Here is a 24621-nt window from a genome sequence, read left to right as displayed (position 1 = left end):
ACTACTTTCCTTTTAAATTTTTATTAAACTCAATATCTACTCTTCCATCATTATCAATTACCAAAACTTTTATTTTAGCTTTATTATCTTTAAAATCCTTAAATTCTAAAAAAAGTGTAACCTTATCAATGCTAGGATTTTTATAATCAGGCAAAATCTGTTCTTTTACATAATTTAACTTTCTTCTAAGCGATAAAACATATTGTTTTTTATAGTTTTTATAATCTTTATAATTAGTTAGCAAAATCAAATTTGTATTATCAAAATGCGTCCATCTAAAAGCATATTTTTGCCATTTCTCTTCACCTTTTGGACTTATGAAAAACCATTCTAATTCATCTTTTTTTAAATTATATTCTTTTTCATAAGCAAAATTAGGAACTCCAGCAAATAAATTTATGCTAAAGAAAATAAATATTAAAAATCTATAATATTGTTTGGACATTCTTTGTGATACACTCCTGCTGCGTCATAAAATTCATTACAATCTTCATAATAATGAAGTCTAATCCCATCTTTACTTGCACAAGAACTAAAAACAATAGCTAATAATATAATAAATCTTTTCATGCTACTAACCATTTAAATAGTTTTATAAGCTCTTCGCTTTCGCTTCTTTTATGCTTATGTTTTTTACGCCACTCATAAGGATTTTGTGCGTTTTTATCTATCCATAAGCCTTTTAATTCTTGCTTAGCTTTTAATTCATCGCTTTTATACATATTTGTATAATAAGAATAAGCCCAAGCACAACCTTCTTGAACCATATAACGATTTATATCAACATCATCAAGATACACAATAGCTATATGTCTTTTATATTTATCTTTGCCTTTAAATTTCAAATCCACATTTCTACCAATAACTCTTGATGATAATACTTTAGTGCAATATGCACCAAAATTTTGACTAGTTTCTGGTGCATCAATTCCGTATAATCTTATTTTTAATTTTTTCTTACCATTTCTTACTTGAATAGTATCTCCGTCCATTACTTTTGATACAAAATACTCTCCTGCAAACAAATTAAGACTTAGTAAAAAAATTAAAATAAATCTCATTATTTAGCTCTTACGATTTTGTTTAAAAATGCAAAATTTTCTTTAATTTTTGGCTCTTTTTCTACTGCTTTTGCTAGTTTTTCTAAGCAAGTTTTAAAATCATCAAATAAATAATTTGCATAAGAACCTGGATTTGGATTTATTTCATTTAAATAAACTTCATTATCTTTTATAAAAAAATCACATCTAATCAAAGCACCTTTAAACAAAGGCATATAAAGATTAGCAAATGCAGATTTAAGCTTATTTACTATTTCTTCATTTAATACTACTTCTTCAATTTTTTCTTGTTTAAAGCTTAAATATTTTTGATCAAAATCTAAATGCCCATCTTTTTTAGGCTCTTCTATTTTTGAATAAATTATTTTTTCGCCATCAAAAAATCCAGCTAAATTTACTTCTTTTATATTTTCAATAAAAGGCTCTGCTAAAACCTTTTCATCAAATTCGCTTGAGCTATCATATGCATATGCAAAATCTTCTTTATTTTTTACAATGTTTATTCCTATACTACTTCCAAGCCTTGCTGGTTTTAAAATAACAGGAAATTCTACTTCATCATTTTTACTTTTTAATAATTTATAAGGTATTGTCTTAACTCCAACCTCATCTGCATAAATCTTAGTTAAATGCTTATCAAAACTAAGCACGCTCGCTGCAGTTCTAGGTCCTATATATGAAATATTATAAAAATCAAATAATGATGCGATTTTGCCGTCTTCTCCATCTTTTCCATGAACTATGTTTATAGCTACATCAAAATTAATTTTTTCAAAACCTAGCATTTTTTTAACAAAAAATCCGCCTTTTTGTAAAATTAAAGGTTTTAAGCTTTTATAACTTCCTTTTGCAAAATAATTTGCATTCATATTGTTTTTATCTATTAAATAAAATTCATTTTCAAAACTAACATAAATAAAAATTACATCATCTAATAATTTTGCCACGGTTACAGCACTTACTATACTTATTTCATGCTCGTATGAATTACCACCAAAAATCATTGCATATTTCATTATTTTTCCTTAACTTAATTTTTTAAGAGCTAGTTTTATTACTTCACTAACACTATTTGCATTAATATCTTTTAAAGCCTTAATCACTGCATCTTGTTTAAACCCAAGCGCAAGTAATGCTTCGCTTGCTTCGTAATAATAATTGTTTTCTGCACTAATGCCAAGTTTAATTATTTTATCTTTTAATTCTAATATTAATCTACTAGCTGTTTTTGCTCCGATTCCTGGAGCTTTACATAAAGCTTTTGCATTTTCATTAATAATTGCACTTTGTAAGCTAGCAACATCCATTGAAGATAAAAGTGCCATAGCACTTGCTGCACCTATTCCATTTACCTTAATTAAAACTTCAAATAATATTTGTTCGCTTTCTTCTAAAAAGCCATATAATTTATGTGAATCTTCTTTAATAATCTGAGTTATTAATAAAGCTACCTTATCTTGTTTATTAATCTTTGCAGCTGTTAATAAACTAAGATTTACTCCATAACCTACTCCATAAGTTTTTAATGTTATATAAGTTGGAGTTTTTTTAATAACTTCGCCTTCTAAATATACTATCAATTCTCTTGCCTTTCATCTACAAATTCATTTTCAAATTCTCCGATTTGAGCCTTGTTAAGCATTACGATTTTAGCACTTTCTTCATCGCCTTTCATAATACGCTCAAGCTTTAAGCAATAAATCTCTTCATTAGCTTTAGTGTTATACGCTAGCTCTATATCAGGATATAATAATTTAAACTTAATTTCATTTAAATTAGCCCATTTACTAAGGTTTATAACCTTTGCTTCATAGACTTTATTTTGCAATATTTTTAAATTATCTTCTAAATCTCTTTGTTTATCTTTTAAGTCCTTTAGCTTAATTACTAAATCATTATATTCTGTAACAATATTTTGATAATCTCTTATTTTTTGTAAAAAAGCAGTAGGTGGAGTAATTTGACTTTGCTTCATTTCTGCTAATCTTTGTCTAATTTGCATTATGCTATCTTTATTAGCATCAATTATTGATTTTTTACTTTCAATTAATTTTGGTATAGCTAATAAATCTTTATTAGTATCAGCTAAACTTGCTAAAGTTTTTTCAAGATTTTTGACAATTATAGGAGATTTACTAGCGCTTACTAAAAACTTATTATTTTCTCCTAAACATTCTTTAACTAAAGCAATTTCACTAACTTCTATATTTGTATTGGTTGTAAGAGTATCAACTATAACTTTATTTGCTATTATTTTGCCACCTAAAGCGTGTTTTACTTTTACGATTTTACCAACTATTGTTCCATTCTCTAATCTATTTACTAAAATCTCATCGCCTTCGCAATATCCTCTGTGCACTTCTATATTGATTTTTTTTGCATAAACTTTACTTTTTGAGTGAGTTTGTCCGCCTATATTTGCTTCTTTTGCTCTTACTACTGAATTTTGTGCGATATTTCCTTTTACATTTAAAGTGCTAACTTCTATGCTTAAATTTGCTCCTATAGCATCTTTTAAATAATCTTGCTCATCTATATTTAAAGTAATGTCTTTATTAATTCCTGCATCAATTGAGCCTGTTGTTTTAAAATCAACTGCTTGAACGCTTACACTATCTTTTATATCATATAATTTATCTCTATAAGAAAATGTAATATAACCATTAATATTTGCATAATACTTTATGCTTAATTCATCATTAACAGCTCTAATATTCTCACTTACTCTAAAATCTGGCTCATTATTTAAATTAACATTACTTGCATCAATAGCATTACCCTTTAAATCTCTTCCATTAATTGCTTTTATAGGTTTAATAAATTCCATGATTAATTCATCTTTGCTTATTGCGTTTATAAAACCACGCTGAGAATAATCAAGCTTTTTTGCATTTTCATCTTGCTTTTTATCTTGATAATATAATTTAGTAGTTGAATTAATCGCGTTAACAGGGTCAATCCCCCTTGCTAATACAATATTTGCCTCCATTAATTGTTTGCTCTCAAATGCTCTTAACATTTTTATAAGTTGTTCTTGAAAAGAAAACTCCCTAATACCTAATAAAATTCCAGCCTTAATTAGTCTTTTATTTATTAAATCTCTAATATTTTCAATTACTTCTGAAATTTCTATATTTTCATCATAATTAATAGCACTAAAATTAGCTACAACTTTAGTAATATTTTTGTTAGTTCCTATTTTAAATTCTATTAAAGGATAAATCTTTTCTATGATTTCTATTTCATAAACCTGCTCTATCTTCATATCATCATTAAAAAACTTATCATCATTAAATACTTCTAATTCATGTTCTAAAAGTGTTTGACTCATTCCATCTTTTGTAACGATAGTTTCATAATGAATTACTTTAAAATCTAAATTGTTTATATCTAAATTAAATTGATTAGCATAATTTGTTAATTCATCATAAGGTTTTGTAGTCTTAATTCTGTATTTTTCCAAATTGTAAGCCTTTAATTTTTTTTCGTTAATATACCTAAAAAAAAATTAAAAAAGTAAAATAAATGAAACAAGAATTAATAAAAAAATATTTTTTTAACATTTTCGGTATTTTAATTTCTAGAATTAGTGGTTTTGGAAGAGATTTTTTATTAGCTAGATTTTTAGGGGCAAGTATTTATTCGGATATATTTTTTGTAATGATTAAACTTCCTAGCGTTTTTAGAACCCTTTTTACCGAAGGAACTTTTAATCAAAGCTTTTTACCAAACCTAGCAAAAACAAAGCGAAAAGGCGAATTTTGTGTAAAAATCTTAACAATTTTTATAAGTATTTTAAGCCTTATTTGTTTAGTGGTTTATATTTTTTCTTCCTTTTTTACAAAATTAATTGCTTATGGTTTTAGCGATGATTTGCAGGTTTTAGCAGCTCCTTTGGTTGGGCTTAATATTTGGTATTTGCTTATTATTTTTTGTGCTTCTTTTCTTGCATCTTTGCTTAATTATAAAGGTAGATTTTTTATAACTAGCATTAGTGCGTCTATATTTAATTTTGCTTGTATGTTTGCAATGCTAATTTTTAAAGACTTAGAAAAAATTGAGCTTTTAAGAATGATTACTTATTTTATTTTAGTAAGTGCATTTATTCAAATATTTATTTTAACACTTGCTTTAAAAGATAATTTAATCTTTCGTTCAATGATAATTTTTACAAGGAATTTAAAACAGGAATTTAAAAGCAAAATCTCTTTAAAAGATTTCTTTAAAAACTTTGGCTCATCACTAATAGGCTCATCAAGTTCTCAGCTAAATTCTATTATAGAACTAGCCCTTGCAAGCTCATTAGCAAGTGCAAGTATTTCATATCTTAATTATTCAACTAGGCTTTATCAATTACCACTTGCTTTAATTGCCATTGCTTTTACTCAAGTATTTTTTCCTAGCCTAATAGCTTATATAAAACAAGGAAAAATAAAAAACGCTATTTCAAATATTCAAAAAATCTTTGAATTAATGTCGTTTTTATTAATTCTAGCAGCACTTACAGGATATATTTTAAGTGAAGAAATAATCAAGCTTTTATTTGAAAGAGGAGCCTTTACTCACGAAAATACCATTGAATGTGCTAAGGTTTTAAGGCTTTATATACTTTGCATTGTTCCACTTGGGCTTTCAAGATTATTTTTAGCTTGGATAAATGCAAATTATTTACACTCAAAAGCTGCAAAAATTTCAATAATTTCTTGCTTTATAAGTATTATTAGCTCGCTTAGTTTAATAAAATATTTTGGGATTTTGGCTTTTTGTATTAGTGCAAATATTTGTGCTTGGTTTATTTTACTTGCTTATTTAAAAGTGTTTTCTTATTCACGCTTTTTGGGTATTCTAAGACCTTTTATTTGGCTTGGAATTATTGTTTTTAGCATAATTTTTGCTTATGTTTTAATATATATAAAAGGATTTTTAAATGCAATTTTTTAATTCAAAAACAAGAAAAAAAGAAGAATTTATTAGTAACGATGAATGCGTAAATATCTATGTATGTGGTCCAACTGTTTATGATGATGCACATCTTGGACATGCAAGATCAAGCATTTCTTTTGATTTATTAAAAAGAGTAATTAGGGCAAATGGCAAAGCTGTAAAATTAGCTAAAAACTATACAGATATAGATGATAAATTAATCAAAAAAATGAACGAAAGCGGCAAAAGTTTAGCTGAAATTAGCGAGTTTTATATAAAAAGTTATGAAAACGATATGAAAGCTTTAAATGTTTTAAAGCCTGATATTAGCCCAAGAGCAACCGAATATGTTAATCAAATGATTAGCTTTATTGAAAAATTACTTGAATTAAAATACGCATATAAATTAGATGATGGTATTTATTTAAATACAAGCCTTGATAATCTTTATCTAAGTATTTCAAACAAACCTCAAGATGAAACTATTTCAAGACTTGAAAATGAAGCTGCTAAACTAAATGCAAGTGATTTTGTATTATGGAAATTTGATGATAAATATTATAATGCTAGTTTTGGCACAGGTCGTCCTGGCTGGCATACTGAGTGCGTTTGCATGATTTTAGATATTTTTCCTAAACTTCATATTCATTGTGGTGGAGCTGATTTATTATTTCCACATCACGAAAACGAAGCTTGTCAATGCCGCTTAGCAACTAAAAATGAATTAGCTGATTTTTGGCTACATAATGGCTTTGTAAATATCAATAACGAAAAAATGAGTAAAAGTCTAAATAATAGCTTTTTTGTAAAAGACGCTTTAAAAGAATTTAATGGAGAAACTTTAAGATTTTATTTATTAAGCACTCATTATAGACAAGATTTTAATTACACGATAGATGATTTAAAAGCCTCTAAAAAACGCCTTGATAAAATATATAGACTTAAAAAAAGGCTAAGCTTAGATGAGATTAATATAGATTTAATAGCACCTAAAAGTGAGTTAAAAGATAAATTAATCAATGCTTTAAGCGATGATTTAAACACATCAAAAGCTCTTGCGATTATAGATGAATGGATAAATTGCGTAAATGTAATTAAGCCTAATGATACTATAAAAGATGAGTTTTTAGCTATTTGTGAATTAATAGGCGTTGGCTTGCTTAAGCCAAATGATTATTTGCAAAACTGCGATGAGAAATTCCGAATTCAAATTCTTGATTTGATTGAACAAAGAAAAGTAGCTAAACAAAACAAAGACTACGCAAAAGCTGATAATATAAGAGATGAATTAAATAAGCTTGGAGTTAGTATTCAAGATACTCCTAATGGCGTTGATTGGGAGATTTTATGAACCTTAAAGAGATAGAAAACCAAAACGTAGATCAATTAAAATTAGGCTATGTTTTAAAAAGATTTAAACACTATTTTAAAGATTATAAGCTAAGGTTTTTTCTAGCAATTATCGGTATGATTTTAGCTTCTGCTGGAACTGCTGGGAGTGCTAAAATAATTGAACCGATTTTAAATAAAATCTTTGTAGAAAAAGATGTAACCTTGCTTTATATCTTGCCTTTTGGTGTGTTTGCTTTATATTTTATAAAAAACCTTGGGCTTTATATGCAAACAATAAATATGGGTTTTATAGGTATAGAAATTACTAGAAGACTAAGGCAAAAAATCCTTAAAAAAATCATAGTAATGGATATGAAATTTTTTCAAAAACATTCAAGCGGAGAATTAATATCACGCTCATTAAATGATATAGGAAGCTTACAAAATGTCTTAACTAATTTCATCCCTGAAATGACAAGAGAAATTATTACAACAATTGGCTTACTTGCAGTAGTAATTACTCAAAGTCCAAAATTAGCCTTTTTTGCTTTCATAATTTTGCCTGCTGCAATGCTTCCTATTAGATATTTTATAAAAAAGCTAAAAAGCATAGGTGTAGCAACTCAACAAAATTACGCAAGTCTAACTTCAAGATTAAATGAGATTTTAGGCAATATTGAGCTAGTAAAATCATCAAATGCTGAAGAATTAGAATTAAACAAATATAAAAATTGCAATGATAATGTAGCTAAGCTAATTTATCGTGGAACTAAAATAAATGCCTTTACAAGCCCTATAATGGAAACTTTTGGGGCATTAGGTGTATCTGCAACCATAATAATAGGCGGAATGGAAGTAATCAATGGCTCTATGCAAATAGGAAATTTCTTCTCGTTTTTAACAGCTTTATTTTTAATCTATACACCAGTTAAAAGAATTACAAATTTATATGCAAGTCTTCAAACAAACTTAGCAGCAAGCACAAGGACATTTTATTTACTTGACCTTGAGCCTGAGATTAAGGGTGGCGAAAGGAATTTGAATTCGGAAATTAAAACACTAAGCCTAAATAATATAGGTTTAAAATACGATGAAAAAACAGCTTTAGATAATATTAATGTAGAGTTTAAAAAAGGAGAAATTACTGCAATTATAGGAAAAAGTGGCAGTGGTAAAAGCTCTTTAGTAAATACGATTTTAAGATTTTATGAATTAAGTGATGGAGCTATTAAAATCAATAATGAAGATTATAAAGAATATTCGCTTAATAGTCTTAGGGAAAAAATAGCAATCGTTACTCAAAATATATATTTATTTAGCGAAAGCATTGCAGAAAACATAGCTTATGCAAATGAATTTAATGAAGAACAAGTTATAAAAGCTTTAAAATTAGCTAATGCTTTAGATTTCGTAAATGCTTTACCTGATGGAATATATACTAAATTAAACGAAAAAGGTAGCAATTTTAGTGGCGGTCAAAGGCAACGCTTAGCACTTGCAAGGGCTTTTTATAAAAACCCTGAGATAATTATTTTTGATGAAGCAACAAGTGCCTTAGATAATGAAAGCCAAAACCTAATCTCAAAAAGCTTAGTAAATATTAAAAAAGATAAAATTATCATTCTAATAGCTCATAGACTAAACTCAATTGCAATTGCTGATAATATCTTGGTTTTAGATAATACTAAGCAAGTTGGCTATGGAAATGATGCTAGTTTAGAAAATAATCAATATTATAAAAATCTAAAAGCAAATTATGAAGAAAGTTAAAAATGAATATAGAAAATAAAGTTTTAGAAAATGGCTTAAAAATATATGCGATTAATTTAAACGATAATTCAAGCGTAGTTAGTGTTAATGTCTTTTACAAAGTTGGCTCAAGTTATGAAGAATTAGGAAGAAGTGGAATAGCTCATCTACTTGAACACCTATCGTTTAAAAGCACGAAGGATCATAAGGCTGGTGAGTTTGATGAGATTATTAAAAGTCTTGGCGGAGTAAATAACGCTTGCACTAGTTTTGATTACACTCAATATTATGTAAATATTTCTAAGACTCATATTAAAAAAGTCTTAAAGCTTTATTCAAGTATGATGAGCGATTTGTTATTTAATAAAGATGAGTTTTATAAAGAAAGAGATGTGGTATTAGAAGAAGAGCGTCTTAGGGTTGGAAATGATGCTTTTGGCTACTTATACAATGCTTTATATAATTATGCTTTTGTTAAATCAAGCTATCATTGGACGCCTATTGGATTTGCCGATGATATAGCAAATCTTACTCCTAAAATCGTAAAAGATTTTTATAATAAATTCTACGCACCAAATAATGCTTGCATTGTAATTAGTGGGGATTTAGAAGGTATTGATGTTTTTAGTGTTTGCGAAGAATTATTTAAAGATAAAAAGCCTAAAAAAATTAAAATTAATAAAGCAATAGAACCTGATAGAACGGGATTAAAAGAAATCAATTTGCAATTTCCTAATCTAAATTCCAATCTTTTTGCACTTGCTTATAAAATACCTGCATTTAACCATGAAGATTTTGAATATTTAAAGGCAATTTCTATATTTTTAAATCTTGATAAAAACTCAATTATTAAAAACAAAATGCTAAATGATTATAATCTTTGTGCTGATTTAGACTTTTACGCTCAAAGTTCAAGGGCTGAAAATTTATTTATAATCTTTGGAGTTTGTAATGAAAATATTAATCCTAAAACAGCCATTAAAAAATTAAAAGAATTAATTAATAAAACAAAATTTAGCAAATTAGACGCAAGAACTATTTATAATCAATTAGAATTAAGTATAAATCAAGTAAAATCAAACGCAAGCGCCTTAGCTAATGGCATAGGGAAATTTGAATGTTTTGGTGATGCTAATGTCTTTTTAAATTCGCTTAAAATACAAGAATTAGATTATAAAAAACTAAATCTTGTATTTAAACATTACCTAAAAGATGATAATTTAACGCAATTAATTTTAAAGGAGAAAGTATGAAAAAAGAAATTATAGGTGCTATGACAGCTCTTATTACGCCACTTAAAAATGATAAAATTGATGAGGTAAGCTACGAAAAACTTATAAAAAGACAAATAGCAAATGGCATTGATGCTGTTGTTCCTGTTGGCACTACTGGAGAAAGCCCAACATTAACTCACGAAGAGCATAGAAGATGTATTGAAATAGCGGTTGAAGTTTGCAAAGGAACAAATGTAAAAGTTCTAGCAGGTGCAGGCTCAAACGCAACTCACGAAGCAATTTCTTTAGCAAAATTCGCTCAAGATTGTGGAGCTCATGGGATTTTAAGCATAACACCATATTATAATAAGCCTATGCAAAGTGGTTTATATAAGCATTATGAAGCGATTGCTAATTCAATAGATATTCCTATCATGCTTTATAATGTTCCAGGAAGAACTGGTTGTGAGATTGCAAGTTCAACAATAATTGAGCTTTTTAGAAATTGCCCTAATATTTACGGAGTAAAAGAAGCTAGTGGAAGTATTGATAAATGCGTTGATTTATTAGCAAATGAGCCTAGATTAAGGCTAGTAAGTGGAGAAGATAGTATAAACTATCCTATTTTAAGCAATGGTGGAAGTGGCGTAATCAGCGTTACATCAAACCTTTTACCAAACGAAATAGCTAATTTAACTCACGAAGCACTAAAAGAAAATTATAAAGAAGCAAAATCTATTAACGATAAACTTTATAATATAAACAAGATTTTATTTTGCGAAAGCAACCCAATTCCAATAAAAGCAGCAATGTTTATAGCAGGACTTATCCCAAGCCTTGAATATCGCTTGCCGCTTAGTGCTCCAAGCAAAGAAAATCTTAAAAAAATTGAAGAAGTTATGAAAAATTACGATATAAAAGGATTTTAATGCAAGAAATTAATTTTAAAGATAGAGTATTAGTAATAAGCGGTGGAACTCGTGGTATAGGTAAGGCAATTGTATATGAATTCGCAAAAGCAGGCTGTAATGTTGCATTTACTTATAATTCAAACGAGCAAATCGCACAAGAAATCGTAGCTGATTTAGAAAAAAACTATAATGTAAAGGCTAAATGCTATCCATTTAATATACTTGAGCCAGAAACTTATAAAGAATTATTTGAAGAAATTGATAAAGATTTTGATAGAGTTGACTTTTTTATATCAAACGCAATTATCACAGGTCGTGCAGTTGTAGGTGGATATACTAAGTTTATGAAGTTAAAACCTAGAGGAATTAACAATATTTTCACAGCTACTGTTAATGCTTTCGTATGTGGAGCGCAAGAAGCAGCTAAGAGAATGGAAAAAGTTGGTGGCGGAAGCATAATCTCAATTTCAAGCACAGGAAATCTAGTTCATATAGAAAATTATGCAGGTCATGGGACTGCAAAAGCAGCTGTTGAAGCTATGGCAAGATATGCAGCAACTGAACTAGGCGATAAAAATATTCGTGTAAATGTTGTAAGTGGTGGCCCAATTGATACTGATGCTCTAAAAGCATTTACAAACTACGAAGAAGTAAAACAAGCTACAATGAATCTAAGCCCATTAAATCGTATGGGACAACCTGAAGATCTAGCTGGTGCTTGCCTATTCTTATGCACAGATAAAGCTAGTTGGGTTACAGGTCATACATTTATTGTAGATGGTGGAACTACATTTAAGTGATGAATTTACCAAATATTTTAGCAAGTGCTAGGATTATCCTAGCACCGATTTTATTTATATTGCTTACACATTCAAATGCTTTAATGCAGGAATTTAATATCCATATTACTTGGATAAATTACCTTGCGGCTTTAATTTTTACAATCGCCTCTATTACTGATTTTTTTGATGGGTATATTGCAAGGTCTTGGAATCAAAAGACAATCTTAGGCGAAATCCTAGACCCACTAGCTGATAAAATGCTAACTCTTGCAGCATTTTTAGGACTTATGATGATGGGAAGAGTAAATGAAATATTAGTTTATTTTATCCTTGTAAGAGAGTTTTTTATAACAGGACTAAGGGTGATGATAGTTGCTGATGGGCTTAAAATTGCTGCAAATATGAGTGGCAAAATAAAGACTACTTTTCAAATGCTTGCAATTGGATTTTTATTAATGGATTGGTGGGGAAAGGATATTTTATTTTATTTATGCTTTTTCTTTACTATTTATTCGGGTGCAATTTATGTAATAGAATACGCTAAGGTTAAAAAATGAAAAACTTATTTTTAACCTTGCTTGTTTTAGTTTTTTGTTTTTGGCATTATGGGGCTAGTTTTTTAGCTACTATTTTGATACTTTCGTTTTTGATATTTTTTCATGAATTAGGGCATTTTTTGGCTGCAAAGTTTTTTAAGGTTAGGGTTTTATGCTTTAGCATAGGATTTGGCAAGCCGATATTCATTAGACACTACAAAGGCACTGATTATCAAATATCAAGCATTTTTTTAGGTGGCTATGTAAAGATGAAAGGTCAAGATGATAGCGACCCAAGTCATAAAAGTTATGATAAAGATAGTTACACAGTATTACACCCTTTCAAAAAGATTTTAATACTTTTTGCTGGGCCATTTTTTAACCTACTTTTAGCATTTTTAATCTACATTTCTTTAGGTTTTATAGGTGTTGAAAAGCTTAGTCCAACTATCGGTGGGCTTAGCGAATATGCTGATAAAAAGCTTAAATTAAATGATAAAATCTTAGAAATTAATGGCAAAGCTGTGAATGATTTTTATGATATAAAGCCACTTGTAGATAGCAAAAATCTTGATATTAAGGTATTAAGAGATGGTGTGATTATTGATTTAAGCATTACTACCTATGAAGGCAAAACACAAAATATTTTCGGAGAAATTATCACAAAACCACTTTTAGGAATAACTCCTAAAAATGAGTTTTTTATAGAATATCATAGAGATTTTGGCGTTTTTAAATGGGCTTTAGATGAGAGTATAAAATCAGCATTTTTAATACTTGAAGGACTTAAAAAACTAATTTTAGCAGAAGTTAGCCCTAAAAACCTTGGCGGTATAATAAGTATCGCTGATACTACTACAATGGCTGCAAGCTTAGGAATATCTACATTATTACTAATAACTGCCCTACTTTCAATTAATTTAGGGGTTTTAAACCTACTGCCTATTCCTGTGCTTGATGGCGGACATATTGCGTTTAATCTATATGAATTAATCACAAAAAGAGAAGTAAATCAAAAGCTATTTTTAACACTTAGCTATGTTGGAATGGCATTATTGTTTTCATTAATGATATTTGCAACTTTTAACGATATTACAAGGATAATTGAAAAATAAGAATTTGAAATTCCTATTTCAAATTCTTAATTTTTTTTATGTTTTTATAACATATCAATACCAATTAGGTAATTGCTCTAAACTATCGCAATCTTGAAATATACCTTTCATTTTAACAAAATCTACAATATTAAAATCAAGTATTTGATTAAAATTATAACAACCGCTAAACATATATCTCATATCGGTTACTTTTGAAGTATCAAAACTTAAAGCTTGATTGAAACGTGAGCACCTAAAAAACATATAACTCATATCTGTTACTTTTGAAGTATCAAAACTTAAAGCTTGATTGAAATTCTTGCAAACAGCAAACATACTTCTCATATTAATTACACTTGAAGTATCAAAGTTTAAAGATTTATTAAAGTTAATACACACTTCAAACATATAGCTCATATTTATTACATTTGAAGTGTCAAAGTTTAATGGTTGGTTGAAGCTACTACAATTACTAAACATATAGCTCATATTAGTTACTTTTGAAGTATTAAAGTTTAATGGTTGGTTGAAGCTACTACAATTACTAAACATATAACTCATATTAGTTACTTTTGAAGTATCAAAATTCAAAGTTTGATTGAAATAGACGCAAAGATTAAACATATAACTCATATTAGTTACTTTTGAAGTATCAAAGTTTAATGGTTGATTGAAACTATGACAATCACTAAACATATAACTCATATTAGTTACTTTTGAAGTATTAAAATTTAAATCTTTATTAAAATAATAACATCTAAAAAACATACCACTCATATTTGTAACTTTTGAAGTATCAAAGTTTAATGGTTGATTGAAATCCAAGCAACCATTGAACATATAACTCATAGTTTCAACTTTGGAAGTATCAAAATTCAAAGCTTGATTAAATCTGAAACAATAATTAAACATATCACTCATGTTGGTTACATTTGAAGTATCAAAGTTTAATGGTTGATTAAAGACAAAACAATTTTCAAACATATGACTCATATCGGTTACATTAGAAGTATTTAAAATTAAAGCTTGGTTAAATTGCTTACAATCAAAAAACATATAGCTCATATCTTTAACTTTTGAAGTATCAAAGCTCAAAGCTTCATTAAAATACTCACAATTACTAAACATAGCACTCATATTAGTTACATTACTTGTATCCCATTCGTTTATACCGTTAAAATCTTTTCTCGTGCTGTCTTCAAATAATTCACTCATATCAGTGATTAAACTTGTATCAATATCACCTAGATAAATAGTCTTATTTTTTACTAACTTTTTTAATTTTTCTTTTGTGGTAGGCTTATATTTTTTCATAAAATCTCCTTTAATTTTGCTAAAGCTATATCAAGTGTGTTAGCTCTTTTTCTTTCATAACAAACACTATTTTTACATTTAGGGCATTTAGTTGGCGGTAAATCATTTGCGCTTAGGCAATCGCTTTTATGAATTATCACCACTGAATACCCACAATCTTTACAAATAAACTTGCTTGGCTTCGGTGCTATTGGCATTTATACTCCTTTAAAGAATTTGAAATTCCTATTTCAAATTCTTTTTATTTTTTATTTTTTCTTAGAGCTAGCAAAGAAACTTAAAACTTCTTTACCTACGGCTAAAACGGTAGTAATACCAGCCATAATCTTTTCTTTGTTTTCAACAACAAAATCAAATGCTTTTTCAACATTATCACAAATAGTATCAAACCAGCTTTTTTCTATCTTTTCATCAGCTAAAGCTTTGTAATCTTTTGTGGTGTTATCTGTTTGATTATAAGTCTGATTATTTGTTTGATTTCTTGATGAATTAAAATTATTTGTATTAGGCTTTACTTTTTCGTTGCTTTTCCAGTTGTTTTTATTTTCGTTTATCTTACCTTTAAATACTGCTCTTTTTTTGCTGGGAGTATAATCAACGATGAAGTTAAGTAATTTTCCTAAATTATATGGGTTTTCTTGAATGCCATTTCTGCTCTTGCCTGATGAATAATATATAGGCTCAATCCTTACGCTAGTTGTCTCATATATCCTATCACTAATTATTTTTACACTTTCATCAAGATATTTTATAAGCTCTTCTTCTGGATAAGGACTATCACCCTTCACCCAAAAATCTCCTTCTAAAGCTTGATCACACTTATTAAGTGCTATTAATATTCTATCTTTTGCGTTTTCTCCTAAGGCAGGGATTATTACATTAGTAATTAGATGATAAGTAGTGCCTAAATCACGAGTTTTTGCATCTACAATAACTAAAACTAAATCTATTAAAGCATTTCCTTTACTATCTTTTTCGTGAAGCTTTTTATTGATTTTTGCAATATGCTCACTATCTTTTATCCCATCTCCTAAGCCTGGACTATCCCATAAAACAAGGTTTCTTCCTATTTCGTATTTTTTAATCTCCATTGTTTGTGGTTTGCTAGTAGTGCCGATTTCGCTAAATTCTTGTTTGTATTCATCACCCATATTAAAAAGCGAATTAATAGTAGAGCTTTTGCCAACTCCTGTTCCGCCTGTAATTAATATATTTAGCTTTGTGTTTGCTAGTTTTTTGATATTTAGCTTTAGCTTATTTTTATCTTCTTCATCTAAATCTGATTTGTTTAACAACTCATCTAATTCTGCATACTCTTCTTTAGATTCTTCTTGTTCTTTATAGTATTTCATAACTTCTGTTATATTAGACATATCAGGTATTAATGCTGTTGAAGTTGGTTTTTGATAGTTTAAAATATCTTTTGATTTAAAGCTGATATGATATATTTCTTCAATTAAAGCAGCTAATTTCATTCTGTTTTCTAAATCAAAATCTAAATCTTTTAATAAAATGTCTAAATATCTTTTTTCAACGCATTTTGTTTCATCTTTTACAAATGAAAAAGTAGAATAATGCATACCAAGACATTTATTTTTTTCTTTAACAAAATTTAAAATATTTTCTTTTAATATTTCTTTTTTACTATCTTCTAGTTCTGTGAATTCTTTTAGTATTCTTTTGATTTCCATTTTTTATCCTTTTTATTTTTTTATTTTTAATTTTTAAATATTTATGATTAGATAAAAAATGTTTTCTAAGTTCCTTTAAAAATAGATGAAGGTTTTTGAGTATATTCTAAAGAGTTATACCCCCCCCCATAAGAGAAATATAGCTTTCATTTATTCTCCTTTCTTGATTTTTCTTGATTATAACACATTGAATGTCAAAATTCTGTCCATATAAAAGTTTTTAAAAAGATTTTTTAAATTCCTATTTCAAATTCTTTAATAATTTAAGTAAAAACTATTGATAATCATTATATGCTCGGAATAAACCACTCCAACCACTCCAACCACTCCAACCACTCCAACCACTCCAACCACTCCAACCACTCCAACCACTCCAACCACTCCAACCACTCCAACCACTCCAACCACTCCAACCACTCCAACCACTCCAACCACTCCAACCACTCCAACCACTCCAACCACTCCAACCACTCCAACCACTCCAACCACTCCAAACACCCCAAACACCCCAAACACACCGAACTAAATCCAACCTAGCTAAGTAATAAGTACTGGAATTAAAAGAAGAAATATAAAAGTAGTTAAAGCTTATATTTAAGTATTTAAAAATAAAAGAATTTAAATTAGGAATTAAAAAACAATATTTAGACTTTATAAAGTTAAAAAGCTAATTCCTATTTCGTAATTCTTTTTTCAATTTAATAAAAACATTAAAGAATTAGGAATAGGAATTTAAATTAAGAATTACGAACTAAGAATTAAGATTAAGAATTTGCTTTGATAGTTTAAAAAGTAATTATGATTAAATCTAAGTAGTTTATATAGTAAAAGAAACTTCACTTAAGAAGTTTCTTTTAGCTTTTTAATGTAGTGTGTTTATTAAAACTTATTCTTCATTACAGATTCAACTGCACTGCTTGCCATAGAATCTACTTCATCTGATATCTTATTAGTATTATCAGCTACAACAACATTAGCACGTGTTAATTCATCTATACTGCTTATTGCTTCATTTATTTGAGTAATAGCTTGAGTTTGTTCTTTAATGCTTTCGCTCATATCATTTATTCCTTGAGTTAATACATTAACACTAGCTTCTATTTCTGTTAAAGATTTTTGAGTACTTTCAGCTAGTTTTCTTACTTCATCAGCAACTACTGCAAAGCCACGTCCGTGCTCTCCTGCTCTTGCAGCTTCTATTGCAGCATTTAGTGCAAGTAGATTAATTTGCTCAGCAATGTCTCTAATCATAGTGATTACATTTTTAATATCTTCTCCATTCTTAATCACTTCGTTTGATTTTTGATTTACTGCATGCATAGATGCACTCATTTCTTCTACTGCTGCTGCACTTTCTTGTAAGCTTGCTGCTTGCTTTCTTGCACCTTCGTTTATATCAATAACACTTGTTTTTAGTATTTTTGATTTTTCTTGTAGGTTTCTTGCAGTTTCTAGGTTTGTTTTTAACATATCTCTTATTTGCTTACCTAGCATATTAGTAGCAAGTTCAACCTTACCTCTAGCATTCTTTATTTCGTTTCTAAAGTCGTTCTGGCTATATTCATCAAAGATTTTTTCAATTGAGTTTGTATTAGCTCCTACTTTATCTTCTAAAGTATCAAGCATTTTATTTAATACATTCTTTAGTTCAATTAATTGTGGGTTTGCAGGATTTAGAGTAATTCTTGCTTTTAAATCACCGCTTTCAATTGCAGCTGCTGTTTGAACGCTTTGTTCTACTGCTTGGGTGTCTTTATCTAAAGAAGAGATTGTTCTTTCTATATTATCATTAATAGCTCTTGCCATTGCTCCGAATTCGTCTTTAGAGTTTAGGTTTATTTTACTTGCGTGTTTGGTTTCGTGATTTACTAAACTAAATACTTCTTTAAGACCTTGTTGGATTATGTCTAGTGGGCGTAGAGAGTGTTTGATTAGGAAATATAGTAATGCTAATATGATTATTAGTGAGATTGTAAAGATTGTTAGGTTTTGTTTAATTAAACTTCCTAAGCTCTCATCAAATTCCCTAGCTTCACTTGTAGCACAAATAGTCCAGTTTAAATCATTATGATAAGCACAAACTGCTACTTGATCAATATTATTAAGATTATATTCAATAGGAGTTATTCCACTTGACTTGTTTTTAGAAGTGCTTATTTTTTGTAATTTTCTAGTAACTTCATCTGCTATTGTTGCAGGTTTTAATTCTTGTTTGCTATCTGCATAAATTGTAAATATTTTTCTACTATCAAAAGCAAAGGTTGAACTTGTTCTTGATGGCTTAAGAGATAAGATATTTTCTCTCATTTCTTCTAATAAAACATCTCCTGCTATAACACCTACAATCTTGCCATTTTCAAACACAGGTGCTGCTATTGTTGCTGCATTTTTGCCTAATGCGTCATTATAAAAAACTTCATTTCCTATAATAACTCTACCTTCACTTACAGCTTCTTTATACCAGCTATCGTTTCTGTATTCTGTATTTTCTAAAACATTAGCTTTTTCTTCTTTATTTACTTTTTGAAAAATTTTGCCATCGCTAGCTCTTACATAAAAAATACCAGCCTTAAAGCCTGAAACATCATAGTATAAATCTAAAACATTTAATATGCCTTTGTCATTTTTACTATCAACTTCATCAAATTTTTCTACAAGTTCTGCTATAAAAGTCTTTTTTCCTGCAAAATAAGCATTTATATACATCATAGTAGAATCTAATGTGTTTTTCTTGCTTTGATTTAAAGCACTATAAGAATCGTTTTTAGAGCTTTCATAATTTACAACGCCTAAAACGATAAAACATAAAATCAGTGGAATCCCCACTAATAATGGAACTTTATTTGTAAGTTTCATTTATAACCTTTCTAAATAAGTGTAATTTGTTTAAAAAGGCGTAATTGTATCATTAAAAACTAATTTATAACTTATATAAAATAAAAAAATTAATTAATAAGAATTTAAAATCTAATTTTAAGGTTTAATTCCTATTTCAAATTCTTTTTGAAATTTGAAATAGGATTTTAAAGAAAACTTAATTCTTATTTGTAGCTAATTTGCGTCTTAAGTAAGCGATTTTTGTTTGCAATGGTAATTGTTTTGGACAATTATCTTCACAAGCAAGTAAGCTCATACAAGCAAAAATACCATCATCATCACCAATTAACTCATAAAAATCATCTAAAGTTCTATTATCATGTGGGTCTTGCTCGTATCTTGCAGCTCTCATAAGTCCAGCTGCTCCAATGAAGTTTGGTCTCATTACTTTAGTTGCACATGAAGCTATACAAATACCACATTCAATACATCTATCAAGCTCAAATGTTTCTTCAGCAATAGCAGGCTCAACCTTTTCTTCAATCTTAGAAATATCAGTAACTTTATCAGTATGTATCCAGCTTTCAACTCTTTTACACATACCTTCCATCCATTCACCTGTATTAACGCTTAAATCCTTAATATGCTTAAATGCAGGTAATGGCATAAGCTCAATTACTCCATCAGGATAATCTCTAGTTAAAGTTCTACAAGCTAATTTTGGCTTACCATTGATCATCATCGCACACGAACCACAAATTCCAGCACGACAAACAAAGTCAAAGCTTAAACTCGCATCAAATCTTTCTCTAATCATATTTAAAACTATAAAAATAGTCATACCATCAGTTTCTTCTAGCTCATAAGTAGCAAAATGCGGTTTGCTTATTTTGCTATATGGATTATATTTAAATGCTTTTATCGTTAATTTTCTACTCATAATCAACCCCTATTCTTTGGTTTGGTGCTTTAAATTTAGCTTGTAATTCATAAGGCATTAACGCATCTTGAATTTCATATCTGTTTTTGCCTTCTGCTTGCATTTTTTCTGTTATTTCATCTACTTGTTTTTGACGAACTTCACTTAATGGGTTTTCTATGATATTACCTTTTGCACCATATCCACGGAATGCTGGTGGCATTTCCATTTTCATGATATCTAAGTCTTCATATTCAACTCTAGGTAAAGTAGAACCTTCATCCCAATAAGTCATAGTTCTTTTCATCCAGTTTAAGTCATCTCTTTTTGGATAATCTTCTCTATAATGTGCTCCACGGCTTTCTGTTCTAAGTAATGCACCACGAGCTACGCAAAGTGCAACTTTTAGCATTCTAGGAACTCTATAAGCTTCTTCAAGCTCTGGATTTGAACTATTTAATTCTTTATCTTTAATAGCTACTTTTGAGCTTTCTACTAATAATTCTTCAAGGCGTTTTACTGCATATTCTAAGCCTTCGCCTGTTCTAAATATAGCAACATGCTCCCACATAATATCTTTCATTTCATTTTTGATTTCAAAAATATTATATTTACCTTCACGATTTGCTATTTCTTTTAAATAATTTGCTTCTTTATTTAAAAATTCTTGAACCACATTCATATCAGCTACAATTGCATTGTTTTTGCAATACTCAGCAAAATAATCTCCTACAATCATACCCGCTACAACGGTTTCAGCACAGCTATTTCCACCAAGTCTATTAAATCCATGCATATCCCAGCAAGCTGCTTCACCAGCTGCAAAAAGTCCTTTCATACGAGGAGTTTCTCCGTTTGGCTTAGTTCTAATTCCACCCATTGAATAATGTTGCATAGGAAGAACTGGCGCCCAACCTTTTGGACCTTCATCAGCAGGATCAATTCCGTTAAATGTCTTACAAATATCTTGAACATCTCTTAAGTTTTTTTCTACATGAGCACGACCTAAAATTGAAATATCAAGCCATAAATGCTCCCCATAAGGACTCTTTACGCCTTTTCCTTTTCTAATATGCTCCATCATACGACGACTTACAACGTCACGGCTAGCAAGTTCTTTTTTCTCTGGTTCATAATCAGGCATAAAGCGATATCCATCAACATCTCTTAAAACCCCACCATCACCACGGCAACCTTCGGTTAAAAGTATTCCACTTGGAACAATCGGTGTTGGGTGGAATTGAACTGCTTCCATATTTGATAAAGAGCAAATTCCAGTCTCAAGTGCCATAGCTGCACCTGTTCCTTCACAAATAACTGCGTTTGTGGTTTGCTTATAAACTCTACCATAACCACCTGTTGCAATCATTGTGCCTTTTGAAACAAAAGCTGTTAGGCTTCCATCAATCAAACTTCTTGCAACTACTCCTAAACAAACGCCATCTTTATGAATAATTCTTAAAGCTTCCATTCTATCTATGATTTTTACATTATGCTTTATAGCTTCATTTGCAACACCAAAAATCATACAATGCCCAGTAGCATCAGCTATATAACAGGTTCTCCATTTTTTAGTTCCACCAAAATCTCTTGCGTTTATTAGTCCGTGCGCTTCTGCTTTTTCTTCTATTGTTACTTTTTGAGCGTTGATCACAACACTTCTAGGACCTTTAGTAATTCTAGTCCAAGGCACACCCCAACTAGCTAATTCACGAACAGCTTTAGGTGCTGTTTGAGCAAACATACGAGCTACTTCTTGATCGCAACCCCAGTCGCTTCCTTTTACAGTATCAGCGAAGTGTAAGTCCTCATTATCGCCTTCACCTTTATTTCCATTAGCAAGGCTTGCTTGCATACCACCTTGAACTGCTGCTGAGTGAGAACGCTTAACAGGACAAATACTTAAAAGCGTAACCGATTGACCACTCTTAGCAACTTCAACCGCAGACCTAAGACCTGCAAGTCCTCCACCAACTATCAATGCATCACTAAATTCTACTTTCATTCTAAGCCTTTCTATTTGTTATAAGCTCATTCCAGCTTTTATGAATACTGCTAAATTAGCAAGTCCTAAAACTATAAAGAAAATACTAATAATCCATTTTAATTTTTTAAGAGTTTTTCTTCTAGCTCTTGCAGTTTTTACATCTTCACCATCAAACCAACCCCATTTAACGCAAAGTCTATAAAGACCTATTCCGCCATGAAGTTCAACAGCAAATAATAAAATCAAATAAAACGCCCACATATTGTGATTTACAATTCTTTCAACAGCACCTAAGAATCTAATTGTCTCAGGATTAAAAAACATCATAGCAAGGTGCATTGATGCAAAGAAGAACATTAAAAATCCGGTACAGGCTTGAATAACCCATAAAGTTGTATCTTCATGCTTGATTAGTTTTGAATGCTCTCTTGTGATTTGCCATTGACGATAAGTAATAGGTAGTTTTCTCATTCCAAGCGCAGCATGAACGAAGAAAATAACAAAAATTACAAACACCATGCAAGATACTATGGCAGGTTTTGGGGTATCAAAAATAGCTGAACCTTCAAAAAACTTAGCCGTAGCATTAAAAAAATCAGGACTAATTAAAACGGTAGAAACAAATATCATATGTCCCCACATAAAAAGCCCTAGAATTAAACCAGTAGCACTTTGATAAAAGTCAAGCTTAGCAGGTAAGCGTGATTTTGTGCCATCAACTCTTTTGCCTAAAAAATTCTCAATTTTACTAGACACTTTTACTCCTTTTCTTAATTTTTTTTCATTCTACTAATGATTTATAAACGACTTACGAAAAAATATGTGGAATAATAAATTTAAACCACGGATAAGCAATAAGTGTGTAAATTAGTAAATAAATCGCTCCAAAAATAGCACCTAATTTCCAAAACTCACTACCTTTTATATATCCACTTGCAAACCAAATCGGACTATGTCCTGTTCCATAAGGGGTTAATACGCTAATCATACCCATAGGAGCTAGTAAAAACATCATTATAAATGACGCATCAAAGCCTTCAATTTTGCCTGCAATAATCGCAAATACTCCAACAACTGCGGTAACATAAGCAGTGCCTGAAGCGAAAAAATATCTTAATAAACAAAATACTAATAATAAAACAAATACAGCAGTAGTAGGTGAAAATCCACTTAATAAGCTATCTGTATATTTTGATAAAAAGTCTAAGAAGCCAACATTTTTTAAACCCCCTGCCATAGTTACTAAAGTTGCAAACCAAGTAAGAACATTCCAAGCTGGTTTATTAGCTAAAAAATCATTCCATGTAATAATATTTGTAACTATCATTAAAACAATTACAATTAAGGCTGTTGTTGTAGCGCTCACGCCGAATTTTTTTGAGCCTATCCATAAAATTAGAGCAAGAACTGAAATGCTTAACATTAATAATTCTTTTGGTTTAATTGAGCCAAGTTTAGTTAATTCTTCTTTAGCCCACGCACTAATTTTACTTGAGCCTTTTACTTCAGGTGGATAAATATAATATGTTAATAATGGTGTGATTAAGAATAAAATTATTCCAACAGGTAAAAAGCATAAAAACCAGCCCATCCAATCAACTACCGCAATTCCTGATTTTGATAAAATTTCTAAAGCAAGTGGGTTTGGCGCTTGACCTGTTAGAAAAATTGAGCTTGAAATACAAGTAGTAGCAAGGCTTACCCACGCAATATAAGCACCTACTTTTCTAGGTTCTTTTTCTGGTGAGCTATCATACATAGTAGGAATACTCATAGCAATTGGATAGATTGTCCCTCCACTTCTTGCTGCATTGCTTGGAATAAATGGAGCTAAAATTAAATCAGCAATAGCAATTGCATAGCCTAAACCTAAAGTAGATTTGCCTAATTTATTAACCAAAATTAAGGCAATTCTTTTTCCAAGACCACTATTTTGATAGCCTATTCCTATCATAAATGAAGCAAATATAAGCCATACAACCGAATTTGAAAATCCTGTTAAGCCCCAGTTAATCGCAGCTTCTGCACTAATCTTTGCACTTACTTCGCCTGATTTTACTGGTCCAACCTTAAATAATACAGCTAAAGCAATAGCGATAATTCCTAAAAACGCAGGTGGCATAGGCTCTAAAATAAGCCCAACTACTAAAGCAGCAAAAATGCTAACAAAAATCCAAGCATTCATACTAAGCACCGAATAATCGGCGAAAATGTATGAACAAGCATAAACAAACAACCCAGTAAATATAGGGGCTATAAGTTTTGCTAAAGAAACTTTGCCTTTCATA

At 29.6% G+C, this 24621-nt stretch carries 23 protein-coding genes; 8 read left to right on the top strand and 15 right to left on the bottom strand.

Going from position 1 to position 24621, the window contains the following annotated elements:
• Position 1 precedes the first annotated feature (1 nt).
• The 6 genes from AVANS_RS04370 to AVANS_RS04345 are packed head-to-tail and all read right to left on the bottom strand — an operon-like array spanning position 2 to position 4524.
• Complete coding sequence (locus tag AVANS_RS04370; RefSeq protein WP_239818441.1) at positions 2-445, bottom strand: hypothetical protein; 444 nt, start codon at positions 443-445, stop codon at positions 2-4.
• Entirely contained in the window at positions 418-570 is a 153-nt protein-coding gene (locus tag AVANS_RS04365; protein ID WP_239818440.1) for a hypothetical protein, read from the bottom strand. The genes AVANS_RS04370 and AVANS_RS04365 overlap by 28 nt, the downstream gene beginning before the upstream one ends.
• Positions 567-1061, bottom strand: a complete 495-nt coding sequence (locus AVANS_RS04360) for a thermonuclease family protein (protein WP_239818439.1) — start codon at positions 1059-1061, stop codon at positions 567-569. Before AVANS_RS04360 ends, AVANS_RS04365 begins: the two co-directional genes overlap by 4 nt.
• Positions 1061-2077: a D-alanine--D-alanine ligase gene (locus AVANS_RS04355; RefSeq protein WP_239818438.1), complete on the bottom strand. Its 1017-nt coding sequence runs from the start codon at positions 2075-2077 to the stop codon at positions 1061-1063. Before AVANS_RS04355 ends, AVANS_RS04360 begins: the two co-directional genes overlap by 1 nt.
• A gap of 9 nt (positions 2078-2086) precedes the next feature.
• Positions 2087-2641 (bottom strand): Holliday junction branch migration protein RuvA, encoded by a 555-nt coding sequence (ruvA, locus tag AVANS_RS04350; RefSeq protein WP_239818437.1) that lies wholly within the window; start codon positions 2639-2641, stop codon positions 2087-2089.
• Complete coding sequence (locus tag AVANS_RS04345) at positions 2638-4524, bottom strand: flagellar assembly protein A (protein WP_239818436.1); 1887 nt, start codon at positions 4522-4524, stop codon at positions 2638-2640. Before AVANS_RS04345 ends, ruvA begins: the two co-directional genes overlap by 4 nt.
• A 62-nt stretch (positions 4525-4586) precedes the next feature.
• Here AVANS_RS04345 and murJ point away from each other — a divergent pair, with 62 nt between their 5' ends.
• The 8 genes from murJ to AVANS_RS04305 are packed head-to-tail and all read left to right on the top strand — an operon-like array spanning position 4587 to position 13623.
• Entirely contained in the window at positions 4587-6002 is a 1416-nt protein-coding gene (gene murJ / locus AVANS_RS04340) for a murein biosynthesis integral membrane protein MurJ (RefSeq protein WP_239818435.1), read from the top strand.
• Complete coding sequence (gene cysS / locus AVANS_RS04335; RefSeq protein ID WP_239818434.1) at positions 5989-7335, top strand: cysteine--tRNA ligase; 1347 nt, start codon at positions 5989-5991, stop codon at positions 7333-7335. Before murJ ends, cysS begins: the two co-directional genes overlap by 14 nt.
• On the top strand, positions 7332-9086 hold the full coding sequence (locus AVANS_RS04330; RefSeq protein ID WP_239818433.1) for an ABC transporter ATP-binding protein: 1755 nt from the start codon (positions 7332-7334) through the stop codon (positions 9084-9086). Before cysS ends, AVANS_RS04330 begins: the two co-directional genes overlap by 4 nt.
• Positions 9087-9088: 2 nt before the next feature.
• A complete protein-coding gene (locus tag AVANS_RS04325) occupies positions 9089-10318 on the top strand; it encodes a pitrilysin family protein (protein WP_239818432.1) in 1230 nt (409 codons plus the stop codon).
• On the top strand, positions 10315-11208 hold the full coding sequence (gene dapA, locus AVANS_RS04320) for a 4-hydroxy-tetrahydrodipicolinate synthase (protein ID WP_239818431.1): 894 nt from the start codon (positions 10315-10317) through the stop codon (positions 11206-11208). The genes AVANS_RS04325 and dapA overlap by 4 nt, the downstream gene beginning before the upstream one ends.
• Positions 11208-11990 (top strand): enoyl-ACP reductase, encoded by a 783-nt coding sequence (locus tag AVANS_RS04315; RefSeq protein ID WP_239818430.1) that lies wholly within the window; start codon positions 11208-11210, stop codon positions 11988-11990. Before dapA ends, AVANS_RS04315 begins: the two co-directional genes overlap by 1 nt.
• Positions 11990-12529: a CDP-diacylglycerol--glycerol-3-phosphate 3-phosphatidyltransferase gene (gene pgsA / locus AVANS_RS04310; RefSeq protein WP_239818533.1), complete on the top strand. Its 540-nt coding sequence runs from the start codon at positions 11990-11992 to the stop codon at positions 12527-12529. Before AVANS_RS04315 ends, pgsA begins: the two co-directional genes overlap by 1 nt.
• Positions 12526-13623, top strand: a complete 1098-nt coding sequence (locus tag AVANS_RS04305) for a site-2 protease family protein (RefSeq protein ID WP_239818429.1) — start codon at positions 12526-12528, stop codon at positions 13621-13623. The genes pgsA and AVANS_RS04305 overlap by 4 nt, the downstream gene beginning before the upstream one ends.
• A gap of 54 nt (positions 13624-13677) precedes the next feature.
• Here AVANS_RS04305 and AVANS_RS04300 read toward each other — a convergent pair whose 3' ends face one another.
• The 9 genes from AVANS_RS04300 to AVANS_RS04260 form a co-directional block, all read right to left on the bottom strand.
• Positions 13678-14919: a BspA family leucine-rich repeat surface protein gene (locus AVANS_RS04300; protein ID WP_239818428.1), complete on the bottom strand. Its 1242-nt coding sequence runs from the start codon at positions 14917-14919 to the stop codon at positions 13678-13680.
• Positions 14916-15116 carry a hypothetical protein gene (locus AVANS_RS04295; RefSeq protein WP_239818427.1) on the bottom strand — a complete coding sequence of 67 codons (201 nt, stop codon included), beginning with the start codon at positions 15114-15116 and terminating at the stop codon, positions 14916-14918. Before AVANS_RS04295 ends, AVANS_RS04300 begins: the two co-directional genes overlap by 4 nt.
• A gap of 51 nt (positions 15117-15167) precedes the next feature.
• Entirely contained in the window at positions 15168-16610 is a 1443-nt protein-coding gene (locus tag AVANS_RS04290) for a GTPase (protein WP_239818426.1), read from the bottom strand.
• Positions 16611-16865: 255 nt separating this feature from the next.
• Positions 16866-17126 (bottom strand): hypothetical protein, encoded by a 261-nt coding sequence (locus AVANS_RS04285; RefSeq protein WP_239818425.1) that lies wholly within the window; start codon positions 17124-17126, stop codon positions 16866-16868.
• A gap of 363 nt (positions 17127-17489) precedes the next feature.
• Positions 17490-19466 carry a methyl-accepting chemotaxis protein gene (locus tag AVANS_RS04280; RefSeq protein ID WP_239818424.1) on the bottom strand — a complete coding sequence of 659 codons (1977 nt, stop codon included), beginning with the start codon at positions 19464-19466 and terminating at the stop codon, positions 17490-17492.
• 178 nt (positions 19467-19644) lie between these two features.
• Positions 19645-20367, bottom strand: a complete 723-nt coding sequence (locus AVANS_RS04275; RefSeq protein ID WP_239818423.1) for a fumarate reductase iron-sulfur subunit — start codon at positions 20365-20367, stop codon at positions 19645-19647.
• Positions 20360-22351 (bottom strand): fumarate reductase flavoprotein subunit, encoded by a 1992-nt coding sequence (locus AVANS_RS04270; RefSeq protein WP_239818422.1) that lies wholly within the window; start codon positions 22349-22351, stop codon positions 20360-20362. Before AVANS_RS04270 ends, AVANS_RS04275 begins: the two co-directional genes overlap by 8 nt.
• Positions 22352-22369: 18 nt before the next feature.
• On the bottom strand, positions 22370-23089 hold the full coding sequence (locus AVANS_RS04265; RefSeq protein ID WP_239818421.1) for a fumarate reductase cytochrome b subunit: 720 nt from the start codon (positions 23087-23089) through the stop codon (positions 22370-22372).
• Between the two features lie 52 nt (positions 23090-23141).
• Positions 23142-24620: a DASS family sodium-coupled anion symporter gene (locus AVANS_RS04260; RefSeq protein WP_239818420.1), complete on the bottom strand. Its 1479-nt coding sequence runs from the start codon at positions 24618-24620 to the stop codon at positions 23142-23144.
• Between the last annotated feature and the right edge of the window lies 1 nt (position 24621).

The sequence above is a fragment of the Campylobacter sp. RM5004 genome (assembly GCF_022369455.1).
Taxonomy (GTDB): domain Bacteria; phylum Campylobacterota; class Campylobacteria; order Campylobacterales; family Campylobacteraceae; genus Campylobacter_E.
The sequence above is the reverse complement of the archived record's forward strand: the minus strand, read 5'-3'. Positions and strand labels throughout refer to the sequence as shown.

Coding starts and splice junctions, on each gene's coding strand:
- AVANS_RS04370 (WP_239818441.1), bottom strand. CDS start 445: ATGTCCAAACAATATTATAGATTTTTAATATTTATTTTCTTTAGCATA.
- AVANS_RS04365 (WP_239818440.1), bottom strand. CDS start 570: ATGAAAAGATTTATTATATTATTAGCTATTGTTTTTAGTTCTTGTGCA.
- AVANS_RS04360 (WP_239818439.1), bottom strand. CDS start 1,061: ATGAGATTTATTTTAATTTTTTTACTAAGTCTTAATTTGTTTGCAGGA.
- AVANS_RS04355 (WP_239818438.1), bottom strand. CDS start 2,077: ATGAAATATGCAATGATTTTTGGTGGTAATTCATACGAGCATGAAATA.
- murJ (WP_239818435.1), top strand. CDS start 4,587: ATGAAACAAGAATTAATAAAAAAATATTTTTTTAACATTTTCGGTATT.
- cysS (WP_239818434.1), top strand. CDS start 5,989: ATGCAATTTTTTAATTCAAAAACAAGAAAAAAAGAAGAATTTATTAGT.
- AVANS_RS04330 (WP_239818433.1), top strand. CDS start 7,332: ATGAACCTTAAAGAGATAGAAAACCAAAACGTAGATCAATTAAAATTA.
- AVANS_RS04325 (WP_239818432.1), top strand. CDS start 9,089: ATGAATATAGAAAATAAAGTTTTAGAAAATGGCTTAAAAATATATGCG.
- dapA (WP_239818431.1), top strand. CDS start 10,315: ATGAAAAAAGAAATTATAGGTGCTATGACAGCTCTTATTACGCCACTT.
- AVANS_RS04315 (WP_239818430.1), top strand. CDS start 11,208: ATGCAAGAAATTAATTTTAAAGATAGAGTATTAGTAATAAGCGGTGGA.
- pgsA (WP_239818533.1), top strand. CDS start 11,990: ATGAATTTACCAAATATTTTAGCAAGTGCTAGGATTATCCTAGCACCG.
- AVANS_RS04305 (WP_239818429.1), top strand. CDS start 12,526: ATGAAAAACTTATTTTTAACCTTGCTTGTTTTAGTTTTTTGTTTTTGG.
- AVANS_RS04300 (WP_239818428.1), bottom strand. CDS start 14,919: ATGAAAAAATATAAGCCTACCACAAAAGAAAAATTAAAAAAGTTAGTA.
- AVANS_RS04295 (WP_239818427.1), bottom strand. CDS start 15,116: ATGCCAATAGCACCGAAGCCAAGCAAGTTTATTTGTAAAGATTGTGGG.
- AVANS_RS04290 (WP_239818426.1), bottom strand. CDS start 16,610: ATGGAAATCAAAAGAATACTAAAAGAATTCACAGAACTAGAAGATAGT.
- AVANS_RS04280 (WP_239818424.1), bottom strand. CDS start 19,466: ATGAAACTTACAAATAAAGTTCCATTATTAGTGGGGATTCCACTGATT.
- AVANS_RS04275 (WP_239818423.1), bottom strand. CDS start 20,367: ATGAGTAGAAAATTAACGATAAAAGCATTTAAATATAATCCATATAGC.
- AVANS_RS04270 (WP_239818422.1), bottom strand. CDS start 22,351: ATGAAAGTAGAATTTAGTGATGCATTGATAGTTGGTGGAGGACTTGCA.
- AVANS_RS04260 (WP_239818420.1), bottom strand. CDS start 24,620: ATGAAAGGCAAAGTTTCTTTAGCAAAACTTATAGCCCCTATATTTACT.